Raw genomic sequence first — 26,608 nt, forward strand, 5'->3', positions numbered from 1 at the left:
TCTTAATTCTTTTTAAAAGGTAATCCTAATTCTGTCAATAGAGACTTTGCTTCTTTATCCGTTTTTGCACTAGTTACAAAAGAGATATCCATTCCTGAAATTTTGTTTACTTTATCAATATCAATTTCTGGGAAAATGATTTGTTCCAAAACTCCAAGGTTATAATTTCCTCTTCCATCAAACCCAGTAGCTTTAATACCACTGAAGTCTCTCACACGTGGCAAAGCTGAAGTAATAAGTCTATCTAAAAACTCATACATTCTTTCTCCACGCAAAGTAACTTTTGCTCCAATCGGCATCCCTTTTCTCAATTTGAATGACGCAACGTCTTTCTTTGAAATTGTAGATACTGCTTTCTGTCCAGTGATCTTTGTCAACTCATCAACCGCATAGTCAATTAGTTTTTTATCAGATACAGCTGCACCAACTCCTTTACTTAAAACGATTTTTTCCAATTTTGGAACTTGCATTACGTTTACGTATCCGAATTCCTCTTTAAGAGCAGCAATTACTCTGCTCTTATATTCTTCTTTTAGTCTAGGTATATACGCCATTACTATAGTACTTGATTAGATTTTTTTGAAAATCTTACTTTCTTATCTCCTTCTACTCTAATACCTACTCTAGTTGTTTCCTTAGTTTTAGGATCAATTAAAGAAATATTAGATATTTGTATAGAAGCTTCTTTCTTTACGATACCACCTTGAGGGCTTTTTGCACTAGGTTTCGTGTGTTTCGATACCATGTTTACACCTTCAACAATCGCTTTGTTTTTCTCACGGTAAACACGCAAAACTTTACCTTCAGCACCTTTATGGTCTCCAGCAATTACTCTTACAATGTCACCTGATTTTATTTTTAGCTTTATCATCTTAAAAACGAATTAAAGCACTTCTGGTGCTAATGATACAATTTTCATGAATTGTTTTTCACGAAGTTCTCTTGCTACCGGACCAAAAACACGAGTTCCTCTCATTTCACCAGCAGCATTCAATAACACACATGCGTTGTCATCAAATCTAATGTATGAACCATCGGCTCTTCTCACTTCTTTTTTGGTACGTACAACAACTGCAGTTGAAACAGCTCCCTTTTTAACGCTTCCGTTAGGAGCAGTATCTTTGATAGAAACTACAATCTTGTCACCAACAGAGGCATACCTTCTTTTGGTACCTCCTAAAACACGGATCGTTAAAACTTCCTTTGCTCCAGTGTTATCTGCTACTTTTAGTCTTGATTCTTGTTGTACCATAATTATTTAGCTCTTTCTAAGATTTCAACTAACCTCCAACATTTTGTTTTACTTAAAGGACGCGTTTCGCTAATCCTTACTGTATCTCCAATGTTGCAGTCGTTCATTTCGTCGTGTGCGTGATACTTTTTAGTCTTCAACACGAACTTACCGTATAATGGGTGTTTAACTTTACGCACTTCTGCAACAACAATAGATTTATCCATTTTGTCTGAAGTAACAACACCAACTCTTTCTTTTCTTAAATTTCTTTTTTCTTCCATCTTTAGAATTATTGTAATTCTCTTTTAGTAAGTTCTGTAGCTAACCTCGCAACTGTTCTTCTTACACTTCTAATCTGAAGTGGGTTCTCAATTGGAGAAATAGCGTGAGCCATTTTTAAGTCGGCATATGCCTTCTTAGTCTGACTAAGTTTTTCTTGCAACTCCGCTGCAGAAAGATCTTTTATTTCTGATTGTTTCATAATATATTATTAATTATGCTTCGAAATCTCTAGCAACGACGAATTTAGTTTTTACCGGAAGCTTTTGAGCCGCAAGACGTAACGCCTCTTTTGCAACTGACAAAGGTACTCCTCCAACTTCAAACATAATTCTTCCGGGTTTAACAACGGCAGCCCAATACTCAACTGCACCTTTACCTTTACCCATACGTACCTCAAGAGGTTTCTTTGTGATAGGTTTGTCTGGAAATATTTTGATCCATAATTGTCCTTCTCTTTTCATAAAACGAGTTGCAGCGATACGCGCAGCTTCGATTTGACGAGAGGTTAAGAACATTCCATCTTCATGTACAGATTTAATACCAAACATTCCATTAGAAAGTTCATGTCCTCTTTGAGAATTCCCTTTCATTTTACCTTTTTGTACCTTACGGTATTTTGTTCTTTTAGGCTGTAACATTTTTCTTTAGTTTAAAAATTTACTTTCGTTTACGAGCGTCTGGTTTTCCACCTTTATTAAAAGGTTTTCTGTCTCCTCTTGGAGAATCACCACCTTTACCACCAGCACCAGATTGTTTTTTGTCCATTCCAGCAAGCGGAGAAAGATCTCTCTTTCCATAAACTTCACCTTTCATGATCCACACTTTGATTCCCATTCTACCATAAGTAGTATGAGCTTCAGCAAGCGCATAATCAATATCAGCTCTGAAAGTTGATAGAGGAATTCTACCTTCTTTGAAACCTTCTGAACGAGCCATCTCAGCACCATTCAAACGACCAGAAATCAAAACTTTGATACCTTCTGCGTTCATACGCATAGAAGCAGCAATAGCCATTTTGATTGCACGTCTGTAAGAAATTCTGCTTTCGATTTGACGACAGATGCTTGTAGCAACTAGATACGCGTCAAGTTCAGGTCTTTTTATTTCAAAGATGTTGATTTGAACCTCTTTGTCAGTAATTTTCTTAAGTTCTTCTTTCAACTTGTCTACCTCTTGTCCACCTTTTCCGATAATGATACCAGGTCTAGCAGTAGTGATAGTAACGGTTACAAGTTTCAAAGTTCTCTCGATGATTACTTTTGATACACTAGCTTTTGATAAACGAGCATGGATATACTTTCTGATTTTATAATCTTCGGCAAGTTTATCACCGTAATCATTTCCACCATACCAGTTTGAGTCCCATCCTCTGATGATACCAAGTCTATTTCCAATTGGATTTGTCTTTTGTCCCATGCTTAAGAATTGCTTTGTGTGTTATTGATAGCCCCTAGCACGATTGTTACGTGGTTAGAACGTTTTCTAATTCTGTGTGCTCTACCTTGTGGAGCTGGACGAAGTCTTTTCAACATCATTCCACCATCAACACGGATTTCCTTAACAAATAACCCTGCTTCTTCCATATTAGCTTCTGGGTTTTTTGCTTGCCAGTTGGCAATAACAGATAAAACCAATTTCTCTAATTTTCTTGAAGCTTCTTTAGAACTAAATCTTAAGATGTTAAGTGCTCTTTCTACCTTCTGACCTCTTACTAGATCTGCTACTAAGCGCATTTTTCTAGGTGAAGTAGGGCAGTTATTTAACTTTGCAAAAGCCAATGACTTGTTAGCCTCTTTTCTTGCATCTGCTGTTTCTCTTTTACGAACTCCCATTGCTTCTTATTTTTTACCTTTATTTTTTGCTCCAGCATGACCTCTAAAAGATCTCGTTGGTGAAAATTCTCCTAATTTGTGACCTACCATGTTTTCTGTTACGTAAACTGGTACAAATTGACGACCGTTATGAACTGCGATAGTTTGCCCAACAAAGTCTGGAGTAATCATAGAAGCTCTAGACCAAGTCTTTACCACTCCTTTATTTCCACCTGCAATGTTTTCTTGAACTTTCTTGTCTAACTTATAATGAACGAAAGGTCCTTTTTTTAATGAACGTGCCATATCTTATTATTTCTTTCTACGTTCTACGATATACTTGTTACTCGGGTTTTTCTTAGAACGAGTTCTATAACCTTTAGCTGGTATTCCATTTCTTGAACGTGGATGTCCACCAGAAGAACGTCCTTCACCACCACCCATTGGGTGATCGACAGGGTTCATTGCAACAGGTCTTGTTCTAGGTCTTCTTCCTAACCATCTAGTTCTACCAGCTTTTCCTGATACAACTAATTGGTGATCTGAATTAGAAACCGCTCCAATTGTAGCCGAACAAGTCAACAAGATCAATCTTGTTTCACCAGAAGGCATTTTAATTGTAGCATACTTTCCATCTCTTGCCATTAATTGAGCAAATGTTCCAGCAGAACGAGCAATTACAGCCCCTTGTCCTGGCCTCAATTCGATACAAGAAATAACAGTTCCTAATGGAATTCTACTTAAAGGTAAAGTATTACCAATTTCAGGCTGAGATTCTGAACCAGAAACAAGTTTCTGACCTACTTTCAATCCGTTTTGAGCAATAACATACGTTTTCTCTCCATCAGCATACGCTAACAAAGCGATAAAAGCAGTACGATTTGGATCATATTCGATTGATTTCACTGTAGCTGGAATTCCTTCTTTTGTACGTTTGAAATCAATAATACGATATCTCTGCTTGTGACCACCACCCGTATAACGCATGGTCATCTTTCCTTGACTATTTCTACCACCAGAGTTTTTTATCGGCGCTATCAAAGAGCGTTCCGGCTTATCAGTTGTAATGGCGTCATAACCATTCACAACTCTAAATCGCTGACCTGGGGTAATAGGTTTTAATTTTCTTACTGACATTTTATCTTAGATATTGTTGTAAAAATCAATTGTTTGTCCTTCTTGTACTTGAACAATTGCCTTTTTAATTGCATTAGTCTTTCCACTGATTAAACCACTTTTAGTGTATTTTGTAGTTCTATCCGGTCTTACGTTCATCGTATTAACACTCAAAATAGTTACTCCATAAGCAGCTTCAATAGCCTTCTTAATTTGTACTTTATTTGCTTTTTTGTCAACTACGAATCCGAAGCGGTTTAAAACTTCACTTTCTTTGGTTACTTTTTCTGTTACTATAGGCTTAATTATGATGCTCATATCCTATTATTTACTTAAATTTTCTTCAATTATCTCTAAAGAACTCTCTAAAAGCACTAAGTTATTAGCGTTTAATATAGCATAAGTACTTAATTCTAAGCTACTTACAACACTAGAGCCTTTTAAATTGCGTGACGACAAATATACATTTTTATTCGTATCACCCAACACAAACAGGGATTTTTTATTCTCTAACTCTAAAGCTTTCAAAACGTTGATGAAATTTTTAGTGTTTGGCGTTTCAAAATTAAAATCTTCAAGAACGATAATATTCGCTTCTTTAGCTTTTATTGAGAAAGCAGATTTTCTAGCCAAACGTTTCAAGCTTTTATTCAATTTAAATGAATAACTTCTTGGTCTTGGTCCAAAAACTGTTCCACCACCTTTAAACAATGGATTCTTTGCACTACCCGCACGAGCAGTACCAGTTCCTTTTTGTTTTTTAATCTTACGTGTACTTCCCGCTACTTCAGCTCTTTCTTTAGCTTTGTGCGTTCCTTGTCGTTGATTAGCAAGATATTGCTTAACATCAAGGTATACTGCGTGATTGTTTGGTTCTATACCAAATACTGAATCAGAAAGTTGAACTTTTCTTCCAGTATCTTTTCCGTTGAAATCTAATACTTTTGCTTCCATTACTTCTGAATGATTACATAAGAGTTGTTACATCCAGGAATACATCCTTTAATAACAAGTAGGTTCTTTTCAGCCACTACTTTTAAAACTCTAAGGTTTTGAACTTTTACATTGTCTCCTCCCATACGTCCAGCCATACGCATTCCTTTGAATACTCTAGATGGATATGATGAAGCTCCTACAGAACCTGGCGCTCTTAAACGGTTGTGTTGACCGTGAGTTGCTTGTCCAACACCACCAAAACCGTGACGTTTAACAACCCCTTGAAAACCTTTACCTTTAGATACACCTTGTACATCTACAAATTCTCCTTCAGCAAAAATAGAAACATCGATAAGATCTCCTAATTTTTGTTCAGTTGCGAAATCTTGGAATTCAACGACTTTTTTCTTAGCTACAGTTCCCGCTTTTTTAAAGTGACCTAAAGCCGCTTTTGTGGAATGTTTCTCGTTTTTGTCATCGAAACCAAGTTGCAACGCTTCATACCCGTCAACACCTTTGGTTCTGACTTGGGTAACAACGCATGGTCCAGCTTCGATTACTGTACAAGGAATATTTTTCCCGTTCTCGTCGAAAATGCTAGTCATGCCGATTTTTTTACCAATTAACCCAGACATAATTATTAATTATTAATTATTAAATATAAATATAGAACGCAGCTTTTAACCGAATCCTATTTTTTTAGTGGGTGCAAATGTATAACTTATTTACACACAAACCAAAAAAATAATTTTCGATTAAAAACAGCGTCCTTTTTTACTCTTAAACTACTTAAACTTTGATTTCAACTTCAACTCCACTTGGTAATTCAAGTTTCATTAATGCATCAATAGTTTTAGATGAAGATGAATAAATGTCAATTAATCTCTTGTATGACATTACTTCAAATTGCTCTCTCGCTTTTTTGTTAACGTGTGGAGAACGCAGTACAGTGAAAAGTTTTTTGTGAGTTGGTAATGGAATTGGTCCTGTTACTACCGCACCTGTACTTTTTACAGTTTTTACAATCTTCTCAGCAGACTTGTCTACCAACATGTGATCGTAAGATTTTAATTTTATTCTGATTTTTTGACTCATTTTCTTAAAGATTAAGCGTTTCCTTTTGCTTTTTTGATAACTGCTTCCGAAATATTCGAAGGAGTTTCAGCGTAATGTGAAAATTCCATTGTTGATGTTGCACGACCTGAAGACAAAGTTCTCAAAGTAGTAACATAACCAAACATTTCTGATAATGGCACATCGGCTTTGATAGTTTTAGCACCATTTCTATCACCCATGTCATTAACCTGACCTCTACGACGGTTGATATCACCTACGATATCTCCCATGTTTTCTTCTGGTGTAATAACTTCCATTTTCATGATAGGCTCAAGAATAACAGCACCTGCAGCACGACCTGACTCTCTGTAACCCATTCTTGCAGCTAACTCAAAAGAAAGCGCATCTGAATCGACAGGGTGAAAAGATCCGTCTAATAAAGTTACTTTCAAACTATCTACTTGGTATCCTGCTAAAGGACCTGTTTTCATAGCTTCTCTGAAACCTTTTTCAACTGAAGGGATATATTCTTTAGGAACGTTACCTCCTTTTACTGCATTAATAAACTGCAATCCAACCGGAGCTTTACCGTCAACTAAATCCGCTGGTTCGATTCTAAATACGATATCACCGAATTTACCACGACCACCTGATTGTTTTTTGTACGTTTCTCTGTGTTGTGCAGATTTAGTAAATGCTTCTTTATATTCAACTTGAGGCTCCCCTTGGTTCACTTCAACTTTAAATTCACGTTTCATTCTATCAACAAGGATATCTAAGTGAAGCTCACCCATACCTGATATAATAGTTTGACCTGACGCCTCATCTGTTCTAACAGTAAATGTTGGATCTTCTTCTGCTAATTTAGCCAAAGCCATACCCATTTTATCTACATCTGCTTTAGTTTTAGGCTCAATTGCAATACCAATAACCGGAGCTGGAAATTTCATACTTTCTAAGATAATTGGGTGTTTTTCATCACACAATGTATCTCCAGTTTTAATATCTTTAAATCCAACAGCCGCTCCAATATCACCTGCCTCGATATAATCGATTGGGTTTTGCTTGTTTGCATGCATTTGGTAGATACGAGAAATTCTTTCTTTGTTTCCTGAACGTGTGTTCAATACATAAGAACCTGCATCTAAACGTCCTGAATAAGCACGGAAGAAAGCTAAACGACCTACGAATGGGTCAGTAGCGATTTTAAATGCCAAAGCAGCGAATGGCTCTTTAACATCTGGCTTACGCAAAATTTTAGTTTGATCCTCCTCTAATAAATCAGCATCATCAGGATGAATCCCTTCGATACCTTCTTTATCCATTGGAGATGGCAAATATTTACATACTGCATCTAACATGAATTGAACTCCCTTGTTTTTGAAAGAAGAACCAGCAATCATCGGAATGATAGCCATATCCATAGTAGCAGCTCTTAATGCAATGTTGATTTCTTCCTCTGTAATAGAGTCTTCATCTTCCATGAATTTTTCCAACAAAGTCTCATCATAATCAGCTACTGCTTCAATAAGAATTGACCTGTATTCTTTCACTTCCGCAATCATATCCTCAGGAATAGGCACGATGTCATATGTAGCACCAAGTCCTTCTTCATGCCATACAATAGCTTGATTTTTCACTAAATCAACTACACCTTTGAAGTCGTTTTCTTCACCAATTGGCAAAGTAATAGCAACCGCATTAGATTTCAACATATCTCTAACTTGCTGACAAACCATCAAAAAGTTAGAACCTTGACGGTCCATTTTATTGACAAAACCGATACGTGGCACTCTATATTGATCCGCTAGTCTCCAGTTCGTTTCTGATTGTGGCTCAACACCATCAACAGCACTAAATAAGAAAACCAACCCATCAAGTACACGTAAAGAACGATTTACTTCAACAGTAAAGTCAACGTGTCCTGGGGTATCAATAATATTAAAGTGATACGGTAATGTATCCGGTAAAACCTTACCTTGTTCAGTTGGGAAATTCCATTCACAAGTTGTAGCTGCAGACGTAATTGTAATACCTCTTTCTTGCTCTTGTGCCATCCAGTCCATAGTTGCAGCACCATCATGTACTTCACCTATCTTATGTGACTTTCCAGTATAGAATAATATACGCTCCGTTGTTGTTGTTTTACCAGCATCAATGTGAGCAGCAATTCCTATGTTTCTTGTATATTTTAAATCTCTAGCCATTTCTTATGAATTAAAATCTAAAGTGAGAGAATGCTTTATTAGCTTCTGCCATTTTGTGAGTATCCATTCTCTTTTTAACAGCAGCACCTTCTTCTTTAGCCGCAGCTAAACATTCTGACGCTAACCTTTGAGCCATAGACTTTTCATTTCTTCTTCTAGAATAAAGTATCAACCACTTCATTGCCATAGAGATCTTTCTGTCTGGACGAATTTGCATTGGAATTTGAAACGTCGCTCCACCTACTCTACGACTACGTACTTCTACGTGAGGCATAACGTTAGTTAAAGCATCTTTCCAAATTTCTAATGATGGCTTCTCTGCATCTTGTTTTTTAGACTCAATGATGTCAATTGCATCATAAAATACTTTAAACGCTGTCGATTTTTTTCCATCCCACATTAAGTTGTTCACAAAACGTGTTACCAGTTGGTCATTAAACCTTGGATCTGGTAAAAGTGGTCTTTTCTTTGCCGCTCTTTTTCTCATGTCTTTTTTTTTAAAAAAGTCTTACTACCAAAAAATCATAAAGTTATAATGCGCAAAAACACATTCAACTTTCGATTTTTGACTATTGGACTAATTAATTACTTTTTTGCTTCTTTTGGGCGTTTAGCTCCGTACTTAGATCTTCTTTGCGTTCTTCCTGCTACTCCTGACGTATCAAGTGCACCACGAACGATGTGATATCTAACTCCTGGTAAATCTTTTACCCTTCCACCCCTAACTAATACTATCGAGTGCTCTTGTAAATTGTGTCCTTCACCAGGGATGTAAGCATTCACTTCATTACCATTTGTCAAACGTACACGCGCTACTTTACGCATTGCAGAGTTTGGTTTTTTTGGTGTTGTAGTGTAAACACGCGTACAAACCCCTCTTCTTTGAGGACAAGAATCTAAAGCAACCGATTTACTCTTCTTAGTTATCTGAGTTCTTCCTGTTCTTACTAATTGTTGAATTGTTGGCATAATTAATACTAAAAATTTCTTATTATATTAAATTCCCGCTTTTTACGGGGTTGCAAATGTAGAAAATATTTTTTACTCTACAAACGTTAATCTATTAATTTTCAATAAGATTATTTTATCATTTGATTTTTATTCAAAACGATAGATATTTGCGTTACATTTATTAAAAAATTTACCTTTTTGAAATCTTCTATTATTTTAATATTGTTTTTATTTTTTTGCCTTACTTGTTCTGCGCAAAATTTCAAGTTATTACTAACTGGAAGTAGTACAATAGAAACAAAAACGATAGATTCTCTAAAATACAATACCGAACACAAAAACACAAAATCAATTACCGAAGAGATTAACAAAATAACAAACAAACTATCCCAAATGGGATACATTGACAATACCACATTTGACTTCATTAAAAAAAATGATTCTACCTATGTGACCTCTTTTACACTTGGAAGAAAAATAAAATCAATACATATATATATAGGTAGGAATAATTTATTTGACGACTTGTTAGACTTAGACAATAAAAAAGACACTTTAGTACTGCCTTATTCAGAAATTGATTCTTTTTTAAAACAAACCATACAAAGATTAGAGCAAAACGGATTTGCATTATCACGATTGAAGCTAACAAACATTAAAAGAATGAACACCGTAATTTACGCTGATTTACAATTAGAATCAGACAAAAAAAGAATATTAAATTCTATTATAATAAATTACGCAAAAAACCCCAAGTCAAATAAATTCCCTCTTGGCCATTTAGCACAAATTAACAGAAAATACAAAAACACTATTTTTAATCAAAAAATTGTAGATCAAATTCATAATGATTTTGAAAAATTCGGATTTGTCACTCAAATAAAATATCCTGAAATTTTATTCACTAGAGACACCACGAAAGTATACGTATACTTGGAAAAGAGAAACGCAAATACCTTTGACGGTTTTATAGGGTTTTATACTAATGAAAAAGAGAAAATAGCACTAACAGGATATTTAAACCTAAAGTTAGAAAATATTTTAGGCACTGGCGAACAGTTTTTGATACAATGGAAAAGCGATGGGAATGACCAGAAAATATTTAAAACAAGTCTTGAACTTCCATATTTATTAAAAAGTCCAATAGGTCTAAAAGCCCAACTGCATCTTTTCAGACAAGACACTACTTTTCAAAACACAAAAACTGCTATTGATTTGAGCTATTTTTCAAATTATAATACTCGATTCTATTTGGGATACCAAGCAACAACATCTAGTGACATTCAAAATCAAAACAGTACTTCTCTGAGCGATTTCAACAATTCCTTCTTAACATCCAGTTTTGAGCACTCAAAATCAGATCCAATTAATTATACTTTTCCAATAAAAACAAAAATTTTCGCTTCTTTAGGAATAGGCAAAAGAATTATTAACAAGATAAGTTCAGACTCAAAAAACAATCAGCTAGCAGTTACCATAGATGCAATGCATAATTTTTATTTAAATAAAAAAAATTCGATTAACATAAATAGCCAAAATTATTATTTAAAAAGTAAAACTTATGTTACCAATGAATTATTTCGTTTTGGAGGCTTCAATAGCATAAGAGGTTTTACTGAAAATAGCCTTCAAGCCTATTTTACAACTTCAATACTCACGGAATACCGCTACTCTCTCTCTCCTGATCTGTACATGCACTCGATTCTAGATTATTGTTTATTTAAACACAAAAGTGGAGTAGAAAAAGCTGACACGACGGTTAACTTAATAGGTGTAGGATTAGGAATAGGATTGCAGACTAAAAATGGGCTGTTAAAACTAGCGGTAGCAAACGGCAACACAAAAAAACAACAATTTGAGATTTACAATACTATTATCCACATAAGCTACAATGTTAAATTTTAAATCGACTATAAAATAGCGTTTTATATATTAGGAAAGTTAACAAATTATTAAGAAGTTTGCGAAACTAATTCAAAATATTAAAAAATGAAACTAAAGTTTAATGGATTCTTAGTACTATTAGTAGTACTTGTGGCGCAGATTACCTTTGCGCAAGAAAGAGCTGTTACAGGAGTTGTTTCTGACAATGCAGGACTGCCTTTACCAGGTGTGAGTGTGTTAGTTAAAGGAACTCAAACTGGAACTCAAACTGATTTTGACGGAAAATATTCTATCCGAGCAACTCCAAGCCAAGTCTTGGTATTTAGCTACATTGGTATGAAAACCAAAGAAATAGCAGCTAGTTCATCAACTGTAAGTGTTAAATTAGCAGGTGATGCTTTAGAACTTGAAGGTGTTGTTGTAACGGCTTTAGGGATTAAAAGAGAAAAAAAATCTCTAGGGTATGCTACTCAAGAGGTAAAAGCCGAGGACTTAAATTCAGGAGCAGGAAGTGGAAACTTTATTAATGAACTTTCTGGAAAAGTAGCAGGTGTTAACATCAAAAGAAACAATAATTTTGGTGGTTCATCTAGTATTGTATCTAGAGGGGTTAAAAGTTTAACAGGTAGCAATGAAATGCTTATTGTAATTGACGGAATGCCTATCAACAACTCTTTAGTAACTGGTGGTACAGGAAACCAAGCAGGTGGAGCAGGTGGGACATATGATTATGGTAATACCGCAATGGACATCAATCCTGAAGATATTGAAAGTGTAAATATTCTAAAAGGTGCGGCAGCATCTGCATTGTATGGTTACTTAGGTGGTAATGGTGTAGTAATGATCACTACTAAAAAAGGTAGAGCAAAAAAAGGAATGGGTATAACCGTATCTTCTGAGTTTGTCGGAAGTACTATTGACAAATCTACATTTGTTAAATACCAAGATAAATATGGAGCAGGTTATGGTCCTTTTTATGAAGATGCTTCAGGTTTTTTCTTATCTAGAGATGTAAATGGAGATGGTGTAGAAGACTTAGTTGTACCTACTTCAGAAGATGCATCTTATGGCGCTGCATTTGACCCTAATTTAATGGTTTATAACTGGAATGCATTTACTCCTTGGTCTGACAATTATCAAAAGGCTACTCCATGGACAGCTGCTAAGAATGACCCAACGACATTCTTTGAAACAGGTACTTCTTTTAACAACTCCGTTTCTATTGAAGATGGTAATGATAAAACAAATTTTGTATTAAATTACACTAATTCAAAACAAACAGGTATCCTTCCAAACAGTTCAATGAAAAAAAATAGCGTAAGTGCTAAAATTAATCATCAATTTACTGATAAATTAACTGCTAGTGTTTTTGCAAATTACAATGCTCAAAACACAGTAGGTAGAAATTCAACTGGATATAATGAAAATATTATGTCAAATTTTCGTCAGTGGTGGCAGACTAACGTTGACGTTCAAGAATTAAAACAAGTGTACGAAAGATCTGGAGGACAAAATATCAATTGGAATTATACTGACCCTTCTGACTTAAGACAGATATACTGGGATAATCCTTATTTTATAAGAAACAAAAACTTTCAATCTGATGAAAGAAACCGTTTTATCGGGTACTCGAAATTGGATTATAAAGTTGCTGATTGGTTAACTGCAACAGCGAAGATATCAACTGATTCATATAGTGAATTACGTGAAGAAAGAAGAGCATTTGGATCTATTGCTGGTCTTTTTGGCATAAATAGATTGGATGAAACTTCTGGATATCAAAAATACCAAAGATCTTTTTCTGAACAAAATTATGATTTCATTTTAACCTTTAAAAAAGATATTTCTGAAAGCATTAGTTTTAGTGGTTTAGCTGGAGGTACAGCAGTAAGAACTAGGGTTATATCAACTTTAAACTCTACTCAAGGTGGCTTAATTGTACCAGACTTATTCAGCTTATCAAATTCAGTTCAAACTGTTCCTTTTCCTTTAGAATCAGAAGTTAATCAAGGAATTAATAGTTATTATGGATCGGCTTCTTTAGGATACAAAGATTACTTTTTCGTAGATGCAACGGCCAGAAGAGACGCATTTTCGAGCTTACCTGCTGGAAAAAATGCAATTTGGAGTTATTCTGCTTCTGGGAGTTATGTATTTACCAACCATATTAACCAACCATGGTTAAGTTTTGGTAAAATTAGAGCTGGATATTCTGAAAGCCCATTAGGTACTCCAAATTTATCTTTAGTAGATACCTATGTTAAGAATGACCCTTTTGGATCTAATCAACAATATTCTGTTTCTGGAACCAAAAACAATCCAAACTTACAAGCAGTAAAAACTAATACTCAAGAAATTGGTTTAGAAATGCAATTTTTAAACAGAAGAGTTGGATTTGAAGTAAGTGCGTACAAAAACGTAAATAACGGAGAAGCTTTTCAAGTACCTTTTTCTACTGCAACGGGTAATAGTGCAAGATATATTAATGCAGCTACTGTAGAGAACAAAGGTTTAGAGGTTCAATTTAATGCTACTCCAATTAAGACAAAAGATTTCGCTTGGGATGTTTTTGTAAACTGGTCTAAAAATAAAAATGAGGTTACTAAGTTAGCTGAAGGGATTGAAAATTTAAGATTGAACATTTTCCAAGGTGGGGTAACTCTAAATGCTTCTATTGGACAACCATATGGTGTACTTAAAGGAACTGACTTCACTTATTTAAACGGAGAAAGAATTGTAGGTGCAAATGGTAGATATGTCTTAAATGCATCTGCAAACAATGTTATTGGAGATGTAAATCCTGATTGGTTAGGTGGAATCCGTAATAAGTTTACTTACAAAAACTTATCATTTGGATTCTTAATCGACATGAAAAAAGGAGGCGATATTTTCTCGCTTGACCAATCTTATGGTTTAGCTACAGGTTTATATGATGTTACCGCAGGTAATAACGAACTGGGCAACCCGATTAGAAATACGATTGCCAATGGTGGTGGGGTTATCTTACCAGGTGTGAAAGCAGATGGTTCTATAAATACTACACGCACTCCTTCTCCGGACCAGTACGGTAACGTATCAGGATATAGAAGAGCTCCAAACAAAGCTTTCGTATATGATGCTTCGTTCATCAAGTTAAGAGAAGTAAATATTACTTATTCATTACCAACTACTCTAGTTACAAGAATGAATCTTCAAGAAATGAAGTTTAGTATTGTAGGTTCAAATTTGTGGATAATAGACAAAAACCTTCCATACGCTGACCCTGAAAGTGGATTAAGTGCAAATGCTTCATCTTCTGGATACTCCGTAGGTTCATTACCAACAACAAGAAACGTTGGTGTTAACGTAACATTTAAATTTTAAATCATGAAAAAAATAGTTTTATTATTCACGTTTTTAGCACTAACCGTATCATGTACTGATGATATAACTGGTCTAAATACAGACACGAAAAATCCAACAACTGCTAAACCCGAGTATTTATTTACAAATGCACAAAAGGCTTTAGTAGACCAAATGGTAAACGCTTCTGTAAACAGAAATGTTTTCAGAATGTTAGTTCAACAATGGACAGAGACTACTTATCCAGACGAAAGTCAGTATAATTTGACTACCAGACCTATTCCTGATACTCACTTTACAGCATTATATAGAGATGTACTAAGAGATTTTAAAGAGTCGACTGTACTACTTAATAAGGTTGTTACTGCTGGACCAAGTGAAGGAGCTGTTTTAGCCAATAAAAAAGCTATCATTGAAATTATGAATGCTTACACTTTTAGTGTGCTAGTAGATAGTTTTGGAAATGTTCCGTACACAGAAGCTCTAGACATAGAAGGGCATCCATTACCTAAGTACGATGATGCACAAACTATATACAAAGATCTTATTGTTAGATTAACTGCTGCTCAGGCTTTATTAAACACCTCAGAAGGTAGCTTTGGTTCTGCAGATCTAATATATGGAGGTAATACTTCAAAATGGAAAAAATTTGCAAATACGCTAAGATTAAGACTTGCTGTAAACATGTCTGATGTAGATGCTACTTATGCATCTACACAAGCTACAGCTGCTATTAATGCTGGAGTTATGATAAGTAATAGTGATGATGCTAATTTGGTTTATTTAGGAGCGCAACCTAATGCAAATCCATTATTTGTTGATTTAGTTGCAAGTGGAAGAAAAGATTTTGTTATTGCCGATACTTTTGTTAATAAATTAGAAGCATTATCTGATCCTAGAAGAGCTAAATATTTCACATTTGCTCCAGGTACAACTATATATAAAGGAGGAATATACGGATCATCTAATAGCTATACTAACTTTTCTACAGTGAACAATACGCTTTTAGCACCAACATTCCCAGGAACTATACTTGCATACAGTGAACAAGAATTTTTGTTAGCAGAAGCAGCTGCAAGAGGTATTGCTGCCGCTGGAGTAGCCGCAGCGCATTACAATAACGCTGTTTCAGCTTCTATGAATAGCTGGGGTGTCACCTCTACTGATGCTACAGCTTATTTAATAGCTAATCCGTATAACGGCACATCAACTGCAGCTTGGAAAAAAAGTATTGGAGAGCAAGCATGGATTGCTTTATACAACAGAGGCTTTGAAGCATGGAATTCATGGAGAAGATTAGATTTTCCAGTATTAGTAGTTCCAGCAACAACTTACAACGATATAAAATCTGTTCCTACAAGATTAACTTATCCTGCTGGTGAAGCAACAGTTAATGCAACCAATTTAAATGCTGCTGCTGCAACCGTTACAGGTGGAGATAAATTAACATCAAAAATCTTCTGGGATAAATTCTAATTATCATTAAATCACTTCTCAGTACTTAAAAAATTGAGATAGATTCTTAAAAATACAGACAGTAGTAAACAAAAGTTTACTACTGTTTTTTTTTATCCATTTTTAATTGAGATAGTATTAAAAATATTTAATTTGAATAGAAGTTTAAATTAGAAATACAGTTTTATTTAAAAAAAATTATGTTAAAAGTTTAAACATTAAGTAATAATTACTGAAACATTAGGAATATTAACAATTAATTATGATTTTTGATACAACTAATCAAAAATTATACAAAATGAAACTAAAGTTCAATGGATTCCTAGTACTTCTTTTAGTACTGATTGTGCAATTAACTTTTGCGCAAGAAAGATCTGTTTCAGGTGTTGTTTCTGACAATGCAGGAATGCCTTTACCAGGTGTGAGTGTATTAGTAAAAGGGACTAAATCTGGGACACAAACTGATTTTGACGGAAAATATTCTATCAAAGCAACCTCTTCCCAAGTTTTAATCTTCAGCTACATTGGGATGAAAACCCAAGAAATGACAGCTAGTTCAGCTACGATGAATGTAAAGATGGCAGATGATTCAGTAGAACTAGAAGGTGTTGTTATCAATGCTTTAGGAGTGGAAGTAAAGAAAAATCAATCTGCATCTGCCTACTCAAAAGTAAAAGGTACTGCCTTAACAAATTCTGGTGAAACCTCACTTTTAAAAGGATTATCGGCTAAAGCATCTAGTGTCAGTATTGTTTCTAATTCTGGTGATCCAGGATCTGGAGCTTATATCCAAATTAGAGGACAAAATTCCATAACTGGTTCAACACAACCTTTATTCGTTATCGATGGTATACCGATTTCAAGTGACGAAATAGGAAGTACGGTAGATGGTGTAGGACAACAAAGTAGGATGAACGATATCAACCCAAATGATGTAGAATCAGTGGAAGTACTAAAAGGTGCTTCTGCAGCAGCACTCTGGGGATATAGAGCAGCCAATGGCGTAGTGCTTATTAAAACTAAAAAAGGAAAAAAAGGGAAAATATCTGTAAATGTAAATTCAACTGTTTCTTTTGATAAAGTTAACATCCGAATGAGCCTTCAAGATCGTTTTGGACAAGGTACAAATGGTGCTTGGACGAGAAACAATGCCAACTCTTTTGGGGACAAAATTTCTGCAAGAGCAGGTGGACTTGATGTATTTAATACTACAGCACGCTCTTTTCTTTCTAATAATGGAAATACTATTTATCCAATAGCTTCAGGTGGTAAAAGAAGTACTGCCAACTTTAATGACTCCAACATGGATTCAGTTATTGGAGATGGATTTTCTATAGACAATCACATAGGAATTAGTGGTGGTGGAGAGAACACTAACTTTTACCTAGGAGTAGGAAGTACCAAACAAGATGGTATCGTTAGAAATTCTGATTATGAAAGAACAAGTATAGATTTTACAAGTGAGTCTAAAATTGGAGACAAAACTACGTTTAAAAGTAAATTTGGTTATTCGTCTTCCAATTCGAATAGAATTCAAACAGGTTCTAATTTAAGTGGGCTATATTTAGGACTATACAGAACCCCTGCTGATTTTGACAATAGGGATTTTATAGGGACTAATTTTAGTGCTACTGGAGTTCCATCATTTAACAGCCAAAGAGCCTATCGACAAGATACGGGAACTTTTGACACGGATTTAAATCCTAGTTATAACAATCCACTTTGGACAACGGATATACAAAAAAATCCAAATACTGTTGATCGCTACATAGCAGGATTCGAATTAAAGCATGAGGTTAAAGACTGGTTATCTTTACTAGCAAGGGTTGGTTTAGATGGGTATAGCGACAAAAGAATTACCATGTTTCCAATGAACTCCTCTGAAAATGCAGGAAATGGTAGCGCTAGCGAAAGTGTTACTGATTTCCAACAATACAATGTGGACTTTATGGCGTTAGGAGACTTAAAAGTGAATGACAATGTAGGCCTTAACTACTTAGCTGGAATTAATTTTGCTGAAACGAAATATGATCAAAGAGGCGGAACATACAAAAACTTTTTAATTGACACCAATACGTTTTCATACGACAACGCACTGATTAATGACAAAACAACATTTTTAGATAGAACATACTCAAAACTTAGTGGTGCTTATTTTTCTGCAGCCTTTGATTATAAGGATTATCTATTCTTAACTTTAGGTGGACGTTTTGAAACCTCTTCTAGTTATGACCCAAATTTGAAAGTTTATTTTTATCCTACAGCAGAATTTGGATATAAATTCACAAAAAATTTAGAAAACAAAGTACTTACCGATGGAAAACTTCGTTTAACATTTGGACAAATAGCATCTATACCAAGACCATATGCAGGAATAACTTATTTCAACTCTGCTGTTGGAGCTGAAGGATATGGACCCGCTTATGACTCAGGAGTATACAACGGTTCTTTTCAAAGATCTGCTACAGGAGGAAATCCGAACTTAAAACCTGAAATAAAAACAGAATTTGAAATTGGTACCGATTTAGAATTCTTTAATAGAATTAAATTAAACGCAACCTATTATACAAATGAAACTAAAGATTTACTCGTAGACGTTCCTTTGAATGGTAGTTCAACTTTTAGCACGCTGTATGGTAATTTTGCAACAATCCAAAACAAAGGAATTGAAATTGATTTTGATGCTAATATCCTGTCTTCTAATTCAGCTGTAAAATGGAATATTTTTGGTAACTGGAGTATGAATAGGAATGAAGTAACACAACTAGAAGGTACTGAATCATTGTTTTTAAATGGTTTTACAGGATCCTCTTCTCGTGCCGTATTAGGACAACCCCTTGGTGTGCTTTGGGGCGGGAAATTTGACAGAGACACAAATGGAACTATGATATTAGACGCCAATGGTTTCCCAACAGTTGCTTTATCTGAAGGTGTAATAGGAGATCCTAACCCAAATTGGAGAGGAGCAATTGGAACTTCAGTATCATACAAAAACTTTAAATTGAGCACCTTATTTGATGCTTCAATTGGAGGAGAATTATGGGACGGAACTAATGGTGCCTTAAACAACTTTGGTAGAACTTGGGAAACCGCAAACGAGTCTACTTTAACAACTCCATTGGTAAACTACAATGGGGCTACTATACCTATAGGTACAGTAAGGGGAAATATCCGTGATTTTGGAGCAGGACCCGTTTTCCTTGATCAAACCTGGTATCAGAGTGTTGGAGGTGGTTTTGGTCCCGTTTCTGAACAATTTATCAAATCGGCATCTTGGGTAAAATGGAGGGAATTAACTTTATCTTATTTATTGAAATTTAAAGACACTAAAATAGGAGTTGAAAGTATTACTTTCTCTGGAACAGGTAGAAATTTATGGTTATGGACAGAAGCAAAAGACCTAGGCCAAGATCCGGAAACTAATCTTACAGGAGGTTCAAACGGAAGAGGATTACAATATTTCAATAGTCCAAACTCTAAGTCATTGTTATTTAGCGTAAACTTAAAATTCTAAAAAAATGAAAAATATATTTTTAAAAACAGCAAGTCTATGCGTACTAATTACAACTATATTTAGTTGTACTGATTACGTAGACAACATTAATGTAGATCCAGATAACTTGTCTGATAGTGACGCTACAAACTTATTTCAAGGAGTACTTTTAGCCAATCAATTTTTTCAAACCAGTTCAAGTACCAGAGAAGTAATGATTTGGTTAAACCAAGCTAAAGGAGAAAACAGACAATATATTGCTCTAAATAACTGGAATAATACCACTGCATCTGCATTTGATGACACTTGGAATAATGCATATGTAAATTGCATCACTCAAGCAAAAATAACTGTAGCTAAAGCGGACAAAGAATTGAATCCCAAACTAAAAGGGGCCGCCCAGGTAATAGAAGCACATTGTATAGGAACCGTAACTGCCTTATGGGGTGACGTCCCGTATTCTGAACTGGACATTACAGGAAATAATTTAACCCCAAAATACGATTCGCAAGCTGCTATTTATAGTAATATCCAAACTTTATTAGATAACGCTATAACTAATCTTAGTTCAACTAAAGGAAAGGGAATTCCTACTGCAAAAGATATCTATTACGCTGGAAATGCATCAAAATGGTTGCGATTAGCCTATTCACTAAAGGCCAGATACTATATTCACGTAAAAGATTATGCAAAAGCTAAAGCAAATGCACTTTTAGGTATCAATACTGCTAGTGATGATTTCAAAGCTATATTTGGAAATTCATATGCTCAAAATTTTAACCCATTCTATTCCTTCCTAGTTTACGACAGAGATGATTATATGTCTGGAGACAGTTATGCTGCTAGAATATTAGATCCTTCTTCGTCTTTATATAGAGGTAATGCAAAAACTGATGAATCAGCAAGATATGCATTTACATACAATCAAGAATACTTCGATCCATATGGCTTAAATATCTATGGTTCAGATTATGGAGGAACTAACGGAAAATTCGGAAGTGACTCTCCATTACCTATGGTAACCTATGGAGAAATGCTACTAATAATTGCTGAAGTTGACGCAAGAACATCCTTTGTGACTGGATTAGTTTCCTATAATAATTATAGAACTTTACTAAACACCGGTTATTCAATTGGGGTAGCTAATGATGGCTATGACGGCGAAGGATTTAGCTACGCACCTTACACAGCACTTGATTTTGCTCCTACAGGCATAGAGAATACTTCCGGAACTCTTACTGCTCAAAATGCATTATTAAGAGAAATATTCCAAGAAAGATACATTTATTTTATGGCTAATTATGAAAGTTATAATGATTTTGGAAGATCCAATAATTTGGCTCAAATTCAATTAAAAACGGGTAATACGGGAACACCAGAACGTTTCTTATACCCTCAAGTAGAAGTCAATGCGAATCCAAATACTCCGAAACCTTTACCTTCTATTATCACGAAAACGCCTGTACATAATTAATTTCAGAATTCTGTTATTAAAAACCATCCCATTTTTTGGGGTGGTTTTTTTTTATATATTTGCAGCATGGAAAAAGAACATCAAATATTCGGGATTAGAGCAATTATTGAAGCTATTCAAGCAGGCGCAACAGTGGATAAAGTCTATATTCAAAAGGAAGCGAGCAGCGAGCTAATGAAAGACTTGATGAAAGTAATGAAGCGTGGCAATATTAACTTTTCGTATGTTCCTGTTGAAAAACTAAATAGATTAACCCCAAATAATCACCAAGGTGCGGTGGCGACTATCTCGCCAATTTCCTTTTTTGATTTAGAATCTTTGATTGAATCCGTAATAGAGAATGGAAAGAAACCATTGTTTTTAATTTTGGATCAAATATCGGATGCCCGTAATTTTGGTGCAATAATTCGAACAGCCGAATGTACTGGAGTAAATGGAATCATTGTTCAAAAAGCAGGATCAGCTCCTGTCAATGGCGATACTGTAAAAACATCCGCAGGCGCCGTATTCAACATTCCTATTTGCAAAGTAGAACACATCAAAGATGCTATTTTTCTTTTACAAGCTAGTGGTATAAAAACTGTAGCTGCAACGGAAAAAACAGATCAAACTATATATGACATTTCATTAAATGAACCTGTAGCGATAATTATGGGATCTGAAGATCGCGGTGTAAATCCTTCCGTTCTTAAAATTGTGGATGAAAAAGCAAAACTTCCTATGTTTGGAACCATTGGCTCCTTAAATGTATCAGTGGCTTGTGGCGCTTTTTTATATGAAGCGGTCAGACAGCGAGCTTAGAATTTTATTACATTAACTTCTTATAAAATGAATTATGACTTCGGTTATGGTTCATTTTTTTTGCATCAACTTGGTAATTTATCTAAAATTGAAATATATTATGTTTACAATCCCTGCTGTTCGTCAACATCTTCAACTTTTGGTAAATTAACAAAGTTTCCATTGGCATCAAATCGCTGCATGAATTTATCTTCGCATGGATTGTATTCTGCTTTTTCCCAATCGTATTTGATTATCTTTTTGTACTCTGGTGTTTTATAAATTAAAGAAAGACAAAAACCCGTAATCAATCCAGCTAAGTGACCTTCCCAAGAAACTTTATCATCTACTTCCGGAAAAGCATACCAAATTAAACCACCATAAATTACAATCACTGATAGCGATAAAGCAACCAAGCGATAATATTTTGTTTGAATGCCTTTAAAAAAAATAAAACTCACCAAAACATAAACCAAACCGCTAGCACCAATATGGAAATTTTCCCTACCAACAACCCAAGTTATCATTCCTGAAAATAAAATTCCAAAAACAATGATCCTAACAGACAGATTTGCATAAAAAAATTGTACTGCAGCCAATAAAATTAATAACGGAATTGAATTATTATACAGATGCTCCATATCAGCATGAATAAATGGGCTTAGAAAAACACCTTGTAAACCTGAAAAAGTTCTTGGATAAATACCATTTTGCACAAAGTCAAAATCGAATCGGATTTCCAGCCAAAAAACAAACCACAGCAACACCACAAAAAACAGCGGAAGTCCGATAACTGAATTAGTAAATTTGAAATGATTATCCATTATAAGTGTTAGATTTCGTGTTCTAGCTTAATTAAAATTAGAAACTTCTCCAAAAGTAATCTAAAGCTATTTTTGTCATACTAAAATTAAAAAAATATTTTTAAATTAGTATGCCTAGCCCAGATGGAAACGACATCCTTTTTATCTCGTTTTTTTTTAACGAGATAAAAAGATATAGTGAACAGCTGGAAATAGCTGCAAAAAAAATTAGAAACTAAAACAAGTTCAGTTTGAAAAATAGTAATTTTACGCCATGGAAGCACCACTTGCAGAACGCATACGACCACAAAAATTAGAAGACTACATCAGTCAATCTCACTTGGTAGGACCAAATGGCTCTTTGACACAACAAATTGCAAAAGGAATCATTCCGTCTTTAATTTTTTGGGGGCCACCAGGAACGGGGAAAACAACTTTGGCACAAATTATCGCACAGGAATCAAAGCGACCGTTTTATATTTTAAGTGCTATCAATTCCGGGGTTAAAGATATTCGTGATGTGATTGAAAAAGCCAAGCAAAGCGGTGGTTTATTTACCGCTAAAAATCCTATTTTATTCATCGATGAGATTCATCGTTTCAGCAAATCACAACAAGATTCACTGCTAGCAGCCGTTGAAAAAGGGTGGATTACACTTATCGGTGCCACTACAGAAAACCCAAGTTTTGAAGTTATTCCTGCTTTACTTTCCCGTTGTCAAGTTTATGTTTTAAATGCTTTTACCAAAAAAGACTTAGAATTATTGCTTGACCGAGCTATGAAAACAGACCCCTATTTGTTGAGAAAAAACATTAAACTGAACGAAACAGAAGCCTTATTACGACTTTCCGGTGGAGATGGACGTAAGCTATTAAATATTTTCGAACTTGTGGTAAATGCATCTGATGAAGACGAAATTGTAATCACTAACGATCTAGTTTTTGCTTTAGTACAACAAAACACAGTTTTATATGACAAAACAGGCGAACAACATTATGACATTGTATCTGCTTTTATAAAATCGATTCGCGGTAGTGACCCTAACGGCGCTATATATTGGCTTGCCAGAATGATTGAAGGTGGCGAAGATGTAAAATTTATTGCCCGAAGAATGCTTATTCTTAGCAGTGAAGATATTGGAAATGCAAATCCTACTGCTTTTATTATGGCCAACAATACATTTCAGGCCGTTGCAATTATTGGTTATCCTGAAAGTAGAATTATATTGAGTCAATGTGCCATATACTTAGCGACATCTCCTAAAAGCAATACCTCTTATTTAGCCATTGGAACCGCACAACAACTCGTAAAACAAACTGGAGATTTACCTGTCCCTATTCACCTTCGAAATGCGCCAACTAAATTAATGAAGGAATTAGGATATGGCGAAGAATACAAATACGCACATGATTATAACAATAATTTTGCAGAGCAGGAATTCCTGCCTGAAGGATTAACTAATAAACCAATATATACTCCCGGCACTAATTCCAGAGAAAATACAATACGAGAATTTCTTAAAAATCGCTGGAAAAATAAATATGGATATTAATAATTCAAAAGAAATCATGGGGGAAATCAATACAATTTCTTTCTATAAATTTTAATTATTTAACGTTTCAACTCTAAAACTTTATGGTGACACTTTCAGACCATAATTTATCGTTTTGAAAATATTCAAAATACCACTGGCTATTTTTACTGACTAAAACTCCCTGAATATTTCCTTTGTATGCGATGTAACATTCTTTATTAGAAGTGTTAAATACTTTCATAATAACTTTTGGCGTACTGTCTATTAATTGATAGCCGGTAGTAGTAGGTTGCGCATAAAGCACGTTAACATCTGTCTTATTTATTACATTAGTCCCCGTTCGTAACGTTTTTTCAATCTCAGCAAGTGAAGCCGTTACGGTTGTACTTGCTTCTTGCAACGCCTTTGGCTGAATTTTTGTAACTGCAGTTCCAGTATATGTATATTGTAAATCATTGACTGATTGAAACGCTTTATTTAATGCCTCAGTATAAGCAGCTTGGTATTCTTTTTCTTTGCTCATACCAGTTCCTGATTGAAAAATCATTTTACCATTACAATCCTTGAAAGTAATATACAGTTTTGTTGTTAAAAAAGACTTTTCCTTTACCACATCCACATATAACAAACTACATCTATCATTAAATTCAGTTGGAATTATCTCATTATTATAAAACGAATTAAAACCGGCTTTATTCAAATTAAACTTGGTTAATGTATTCAAACGATATTGATTCTCCCCTTTTAGAAAATCATACTTTAAAGGAACAATTAAAGCTTTATACTCATTCACTGATTGAGCATAAGAATAATTAATAACGAATACTAATAGGGTAATAAATAACTTTTTCATATTTACAAATATTTTTTAAGTTCTAATAAATGATTAATTTGTTTGATGTGATCTTCAACCAGCATTTTACTCTCATTAAAATAAATAGCATCCAATCCCGCATCAAGTGCGCCTTGAACATCCGCGTCTAAACTATCTCCTATCATGATACTATTGGCTTTTTGGGCATTAGCCAAATCTAAAGCGTAATCAAATATAATAGGGTTTGGTTTTTTTACTCCTGCCATTTCAGAATTAGTTATAGTCTGAAAATAAGTTCCGATTTTTGAATTATTCAATTTTCTAAATTGAACCTCTGCAAAACCATTTGTAATAATGTGCAAGTTATATTTCGGTTTCAAATACTCTAATACTTCAATTGTCCCATCAAAAAGATGATTATTATCCGGTAAAAAACGAATATAATCTGTGGCAATCGTTTCTATATCCTCATCAGAAATAGAATAATCCATTGCATCAAAAGAGTACTTCAATCGGTTGTAGCGCAACTCTTCATGCGTTATCTTATCGTATTGGTATAATTTCCAACACGCTTGATTTATAGGCACATATTTATCAATAAATTCTTTGGTCTCAATGGTTGGATGCTTACTATTGAAAATCGTTTCAAATGTCAACTCTGAATTTTTATCAAAGTCCCAAAGCGTATGATCTAAATCGAAAAAAACGTCTTTTATGTGTGTGTGTTTCATTTTTTTATTTTAAAATATTCCTTCATCCGCAAAGCTGAAATAACTGTTTTCAGTAATAATAAGATGATCCAATACTTTTATTTCTAAACTATCGCCTGCTAACTTCAACTTTCTTGTAATATGCTTGTCTGCATCACTGGGAATTAAACTTCCTGAAGGATGATTGTGACACAATACCAATGCTGTGGCCCCCATTTCGAGTGCCGTTTTGAAAACTATCCTAACATCAACTAATGTTCCCGTAATTCCACCTTTACTTAATTGTGATTTTGAAATCACTTTATTGGAATTATTTAAATAGATAATCCAAAATTCCTCATGTGGCAGTTCCCCAATAATAGGCTGCATAATATCAAAAATTATTTTACTAGAAGTAATTTTCTTTAATTCTACTACTCCTTCCGAACGCCTTCGCCTACCTAATTCCATAGCTGCTAGGATAGAAATTGCCTTTGCTTCCCCTATTCCTTTAAAACTCATCAATTGTGAAAGGGATAATTTACCCAGTGCATTCAAGTTATTATCGACACTTGCTAAAATGCGTTTACTTAAATCCACCGCCGATTCGTTCCTACTTCCTGAACCTATCAAGATGGCAATAAGTTCCGCATCACTCAAAACACTTTTGCCTTTTAGCATGAGTTTCTCCCGTGGCTTATCCTCTTCGGACCAATTCGTAATAGGAAAAAAGGGATTTTCGGCCAT

Annotated in this window: 28 protein-coding genes; 7 read left to right on the top strand and 21 right to left on the bottom strand. The window is 34.7% G+C overall.

What is annotated here, in order from left to right:
* Nucleotides 1-2: 2 nt before the first annotated feature.
* The 17 genes from rplE to rpsL form a co-directional block, all read right to left on the bottom strand.
* A complete protein-coding gene (rplE, locus tag ACNQF9_RS12670; RefSeq protein WP_091173704.1) occupies nucleotides 3-554 on the bottom strand; it encodes a 50S ribosomal protein L5 in 552 nt (183 codons plus the stop codon).
* Between the two features lie 2 nt (nucleotides 555-556).
* Nucleotides 557-871, bottom strand: coding sequence for a 50S ribosomal protein L24 (gene rplX, locus ACNQF9_RS12675; protein ID WP_035668111.1), 315 nt, complete (start codon nucleotides 869-871; stop codon nucleotides 557-559).
* Between the two features lie 12 nt (nucleotides 872-883).
* Nucleotides 884-1,252 (bottom strand): 50S ribosomal protein L14, encoded by a 369-nt coding sequence (rplN, locus tag ACNQF9_RS12680; protein WP_026717863.1) that lies wholly within the window; start codon nucleotides 1,250-1,252, stop codon nucleotides 884-886.
* Nucleotides 1,253-1,254: 2 nt separating this feature from the next.
* Nucleotides 1,255-1,515 (bottom strand): 30S ribosomal protein S17, encoded by a 261-nt coding sequence (rpsQ, locus tag ACNQF9_RS12685; protein WP_066081027.1) that lies wholly within the window; start codon nucleotides 1,513-1,515, stop codon nucleotides 1,255-1,257.
* 8 nt (nucleotides 1,516-1,523) lie between these two features.
* A complete protein-coding gene (gene rpmC / locus ACNQF9_RS12690) occupies nucleotides 1,524-1,715 on the bottom strand; it encodes a 50S ribosomal protein L29 (RefSeq protein WP_035668115.1) in 192 nt (63 codons plus the stop codon).
* 13 nt (nucleotides 1,716-1,728) lie between these two features.
* Entirely contained in the window at nucleotides 1,729-2,154 is a 426-nt protein-coding gene (gene rplP / locus ACNQF9_RS12695) for a 50S ribosomal protein L16 (RefSeq protein ID WP_007803637.1), read from the bottom strand.
* Nucleotides 2,155-2,173: 19 nt separating this feature from the next.
* Entirely contained in the window at nucleotides 2,174-2,932 is a 759-nt protein-coding gene (gene rpsC, locus ACNQF9_RS12700; protein ID WP_066081035.1) for a 30S ribosomal protein S3, read from the bottom strand.
* Nucleotides 2,933-2,934: 2 nt separating this feature from the next.
* Nucleotides 2,935-3,348, bottom strand: coding sequence for a 50S ribosomal protein L22 (rplV, locus tag ACNQF9_RS12705; protein ID WP_035668120.1), 414 nt, complete (start codon nucleotides 3,346-3,348; stop codon nucleotides 2,935-2,937).
* Between the two features lie 6 nt (nucleotides 3,349-3,354).
* Nucleotides 3,355-3,633, bottom strand: a complete 279-nt coding sequence (gene rpsS, locus ACNQF9_RS12710; protein ID WP_007136562.1) for a 30S ribosomal protein S19 — start codon at nucleotides 3,631-3,633, stop codon at nucleotides 3,355-3,357.
* Nucleotides 3,634-3,639: 6 nt separating this feature from the next.
* Nucleotides 3,640-4,464 (bottom strand): 50S ribosomal protein L2, encoded by an 825-nt coding sequence (gene rplB, locus ACNQF9_RS12715; RefSeq protein ID WP_417990322.1) that lies wholly within the window; start codon nucleotides 4,462-4,464, stop codon nucleotides 3,640-3,642.
* Nucleotides 4,465-4,470: 6 nt separating this feature from the next.
* Nucleotides 4,471-4,761 carry a 50S ribosomal protein L23 gene (rplW, locus tag ACNQF9_RS12720; protein ID WP_073018945.1) on the bottom strand — a complete coding sequence of 97 codons (291 nt, stop codon included), beginning with the start codon at nucleotides 4,759-4,761 and terminating at the stop codon, nucleotides 4,471-4,473.
* Between the two features lie 6 nt (nucleotides 4,762-4,767).
* Nucleotides 4,768-5,397, bottom strand: a complete 630-nt coding sequence (gene rplD / locus ACNQF9_RS12725) for a 50S ribosomal protein L4 (protein ID WP_073018943.1) — start codon at nucleotides 5,395-5,397, stop codon at nucleotides 4,768-4,770.
* Complete coding sequence (gene rplC, locus ACNQF9_RS12730) at nucleotides 5,397-6,014, bottom strand: 50S ribosomal protein L3 (protein WP_417961098.1); 618 nt, start codon at nucleotides 6,012-6,014, stop codon at nucleotides 5,397-5,399. The genes rplD and rplC overlap by 1 nt, the downstream gene beginning before the upstream one ends.
* A gap of 154 nt (nucleotides 6,015-6,168) precedes the next feature.
* The gene (rpsJ, locus tag ACNQF9_RS12735; RefSeq protein ID WP_011963470.1) at nucleotides 6,169-6,474 is read right to left on the bottom strand and encodes a 30S ribosomal protein S10; all 306 of its coding nucleotides are present in this window, start codon (nucleotides 6,472-6,474) and stop codon (nucleotides 6,169-6,171) included.
* 11 nt (nucleotides 6,475-6,485) lie between these two features.
* On the bottom strand, nucleotides 6,486-8,642 hold the full coding sequence (gene fusA / locus ACNQF9_RS12740) for an elongation factor G (protein WP_417961100.1): 2,157 nt from the start codon (nucleotides 8,640-8,642) through the stop codon (nucleotides 6,486-6,488).
* 10 nt (nucleotides 8,643-8,652) lie between these two features.
* Nucleotides 8,653-9,129 (bottom strand): 30S ribosomal protein S7, encoded by a 477-nt coding sequence (gene rpsG, locus ACNQF9_RS12745; protein WP_035668130.1) that lies wholly within the window; start codon nucleotides 9,127-9,129, stop codon nucleotides 8,653-8,655.
* A gap of 98 nt (nucleotides 9,130-9,227) precedes the next feature.
* Nucleotides 9,228-9,611 carry a 30S ribosomal protein S12 gene (rpsL, locus tag ACNQF9_RS12750; protein ID WP_007136570.1) on the bottom strand — a complete coding sequence of 128 codons (384 nt, stop codon included), beginning with the start codon at nucleotides 9,609-9,611 and terminating at the stop codon, nucleotides 9,228-9,230.
* A gap of 375 nt (nucleotides 9,612-9,986) precedes the next feature.
* Between rpsL and ACNQF9_RS12755 the strand changes: the two genes are divergently transcribed.
* The 6 genes from ACNQF9_RS12755 to rlmB all read left to right on the top strand — a co-directional run bounded on the left by ACNQF9_RS12755 (nucleotide 9,987) and on the right by rlmB (nucleotide 22,042).
* Nucleotides 9,987-11,498, top strand: a complete 1,512-nt coding sequence (locus ACNQF9_RS12755) for a BamA/TamA family outer membrane protein (protein ID WP_417961102.1) — start codon at nucleotides 9,987-9,989, stop codon at nucleotides 11,496-11,498.
* An 84-nt stretch (nucleotides 11,499-11,582) separates the two neighbouring features.
* Complete coding sequence (locus tag ACNQF9_RS12760) at nucleotides 11,583-14,840, top strand: SusC/RagA family TonB-linked outer membrane protein (RefSeq protein WP_417990323.1); 3,258 nt, start codon at nucleotides 11,583-11,585, stop codon at nucleotides 14,838-14,840.
* A gap of 3 nt (nucleotides 14,841-14,843) precedes the next feature.
* Nucleotides 14,844-16,295, top strand: a complete 1,452-nt coding sequence (locus ACNQF9_RS12765) for a SusD/RagB family nutrient-binding outer membrane lipoprotein (RefSeq protein ID WP_417961106.1) — start codon at nucleotides 14,844-14,846, stop codon at nucleotides 16,293-16,295.
* 277 nt (nucleotides 16,296-16,572) lie between these two features.
* Nucleotides 16,573-19,788, top strand: coding sequence for a SusC/RagA family TonB-linked outer membrane protein (locus ACNQF9_RS12770; protein ID WP_417961108.1), 3,216 nt, complete (start codon nucleotides 16,573-16,575; stop codon nucleotides 19,786-19,788).
* A 4-nt stretch (nucleotides 19,789-19,792) separates the two neighbouring features.
* Complete coding sequence (locus ACNQF9_RS12775; protein ID WP_417961110.1) at nucleotides 19,793-21,241, top strand: SusD/RagB family nutrient-binding outer membrane lipoprotein; 1,449 nt, start codon at nucleotides 19,793-19,795, stop codon at nucleotides 21,239-21,241.
* A 66-nt stretch (nucleotides 21,242-21,307) separates the two neighbouring features.
* Entirely contained in the window at nucleotides 21,308-22,042 is a 735-nt protein-coding gene (gene rlmB, locus ACNQF9_RS12780; protein WP_417961112.1) for a 23S rRNA (guanosine(2251)-2'-O)-methyltransferase RlmB, read from the top strand.
* Between the two features lie 104 nt (nucleotides 22,043-22,146).
* Here rlmB and ACNQF9_RS12785 read toward each other — a convergent pair whose 3' ends face one another.
* Nucleotides 22,147-22,845, bottom strand: coding sequence for a rhomboid family intramembrane serine protease (locus ACNQF9_RS12785; RefSeq protein WP_417961114.1), 699 nt, complete (start codon nucleotides 22,843-22,845; stop codon nucleotides 22,147-22,149).
* Between the two features lie 253 nt (nucleotides 22,846-23,098).
* On the opposite strand from ACNQF9_RS12785, the gene ACNQF9_RS12790 reads away from it, so the two are divergent.
* Entirely contained in the window at nucleotides 23,099-24,376 is a 1,278-nt protein-coding gene (locus ACNQF9_RS12790; protein ID WP_417961116.1) for a replication-associated recombination protein A, read from the top strand.
* 73 nt (nucleotides 24,377-24,449) lie between these two features.
* Here ACNQF9_RS12790 and ACNQF9_RS12795 read toward each other — a convergent pair whose 3' ends face one another.
* Genes ACNQF9_RS12795 through radC form a run of 3 tightly spaced genes read right to left on the bottom strand, consistent with a single transcriptional unit; the run spans nucleotide 24,450 to nucleotide 26,608 of the window.
* Nucleotides 24,450-25,211 carry a hypothetical protein gene (locus ACNQF9_RS12795; RefSeq protein WP_417990324.1) on the bottom strand — a complete coding sequence of 254 codons (762 nt, stop codon included), beginning with the start codon at nucleotides 25,209-25,211 and terminating at the stop codon, nucleotides 24,450-24,452.
* Between the two features lie 2 nt (nucleotides 25,212-25,213).
* Nucleotides 25,214-25,903 carry a YjjG family noncanonical pyrimidine nucleotidase gene (locus tag ACNQF9_RS12800; RefSeq protein ID WP_417990325.1) on the bottom strand — a complete coding sequence of 230 codons (690 nt, stop codon included), beginning with the start codon at nucleotides 25,901-25,903 and terminating at the stop codon, nucleotides 25,214-25,216.
* Between the two features lie 9 nt (nucleotides 25,904-25,912).
* Nucleotides 25,913-26,608: a RadC family protein gene (gene radC, locus ACNQF9_RS12805; protein WP_417990326.1), complete on the bottom strand. Its 696-nt coding sequence runs from the start codon at nucleotides 26,606-26,608 to the stop codon at nucleotides 25,913-25,915.

The sequence above is a fragment of the Flavobacterium amylolyticum genome, assembly GCF_048284335.1.
GTDB lineage: Bacteria > Bacteroidota > Bacteroidia > Flavobacteriales > Flavobacteriaceae > Flavobacterium.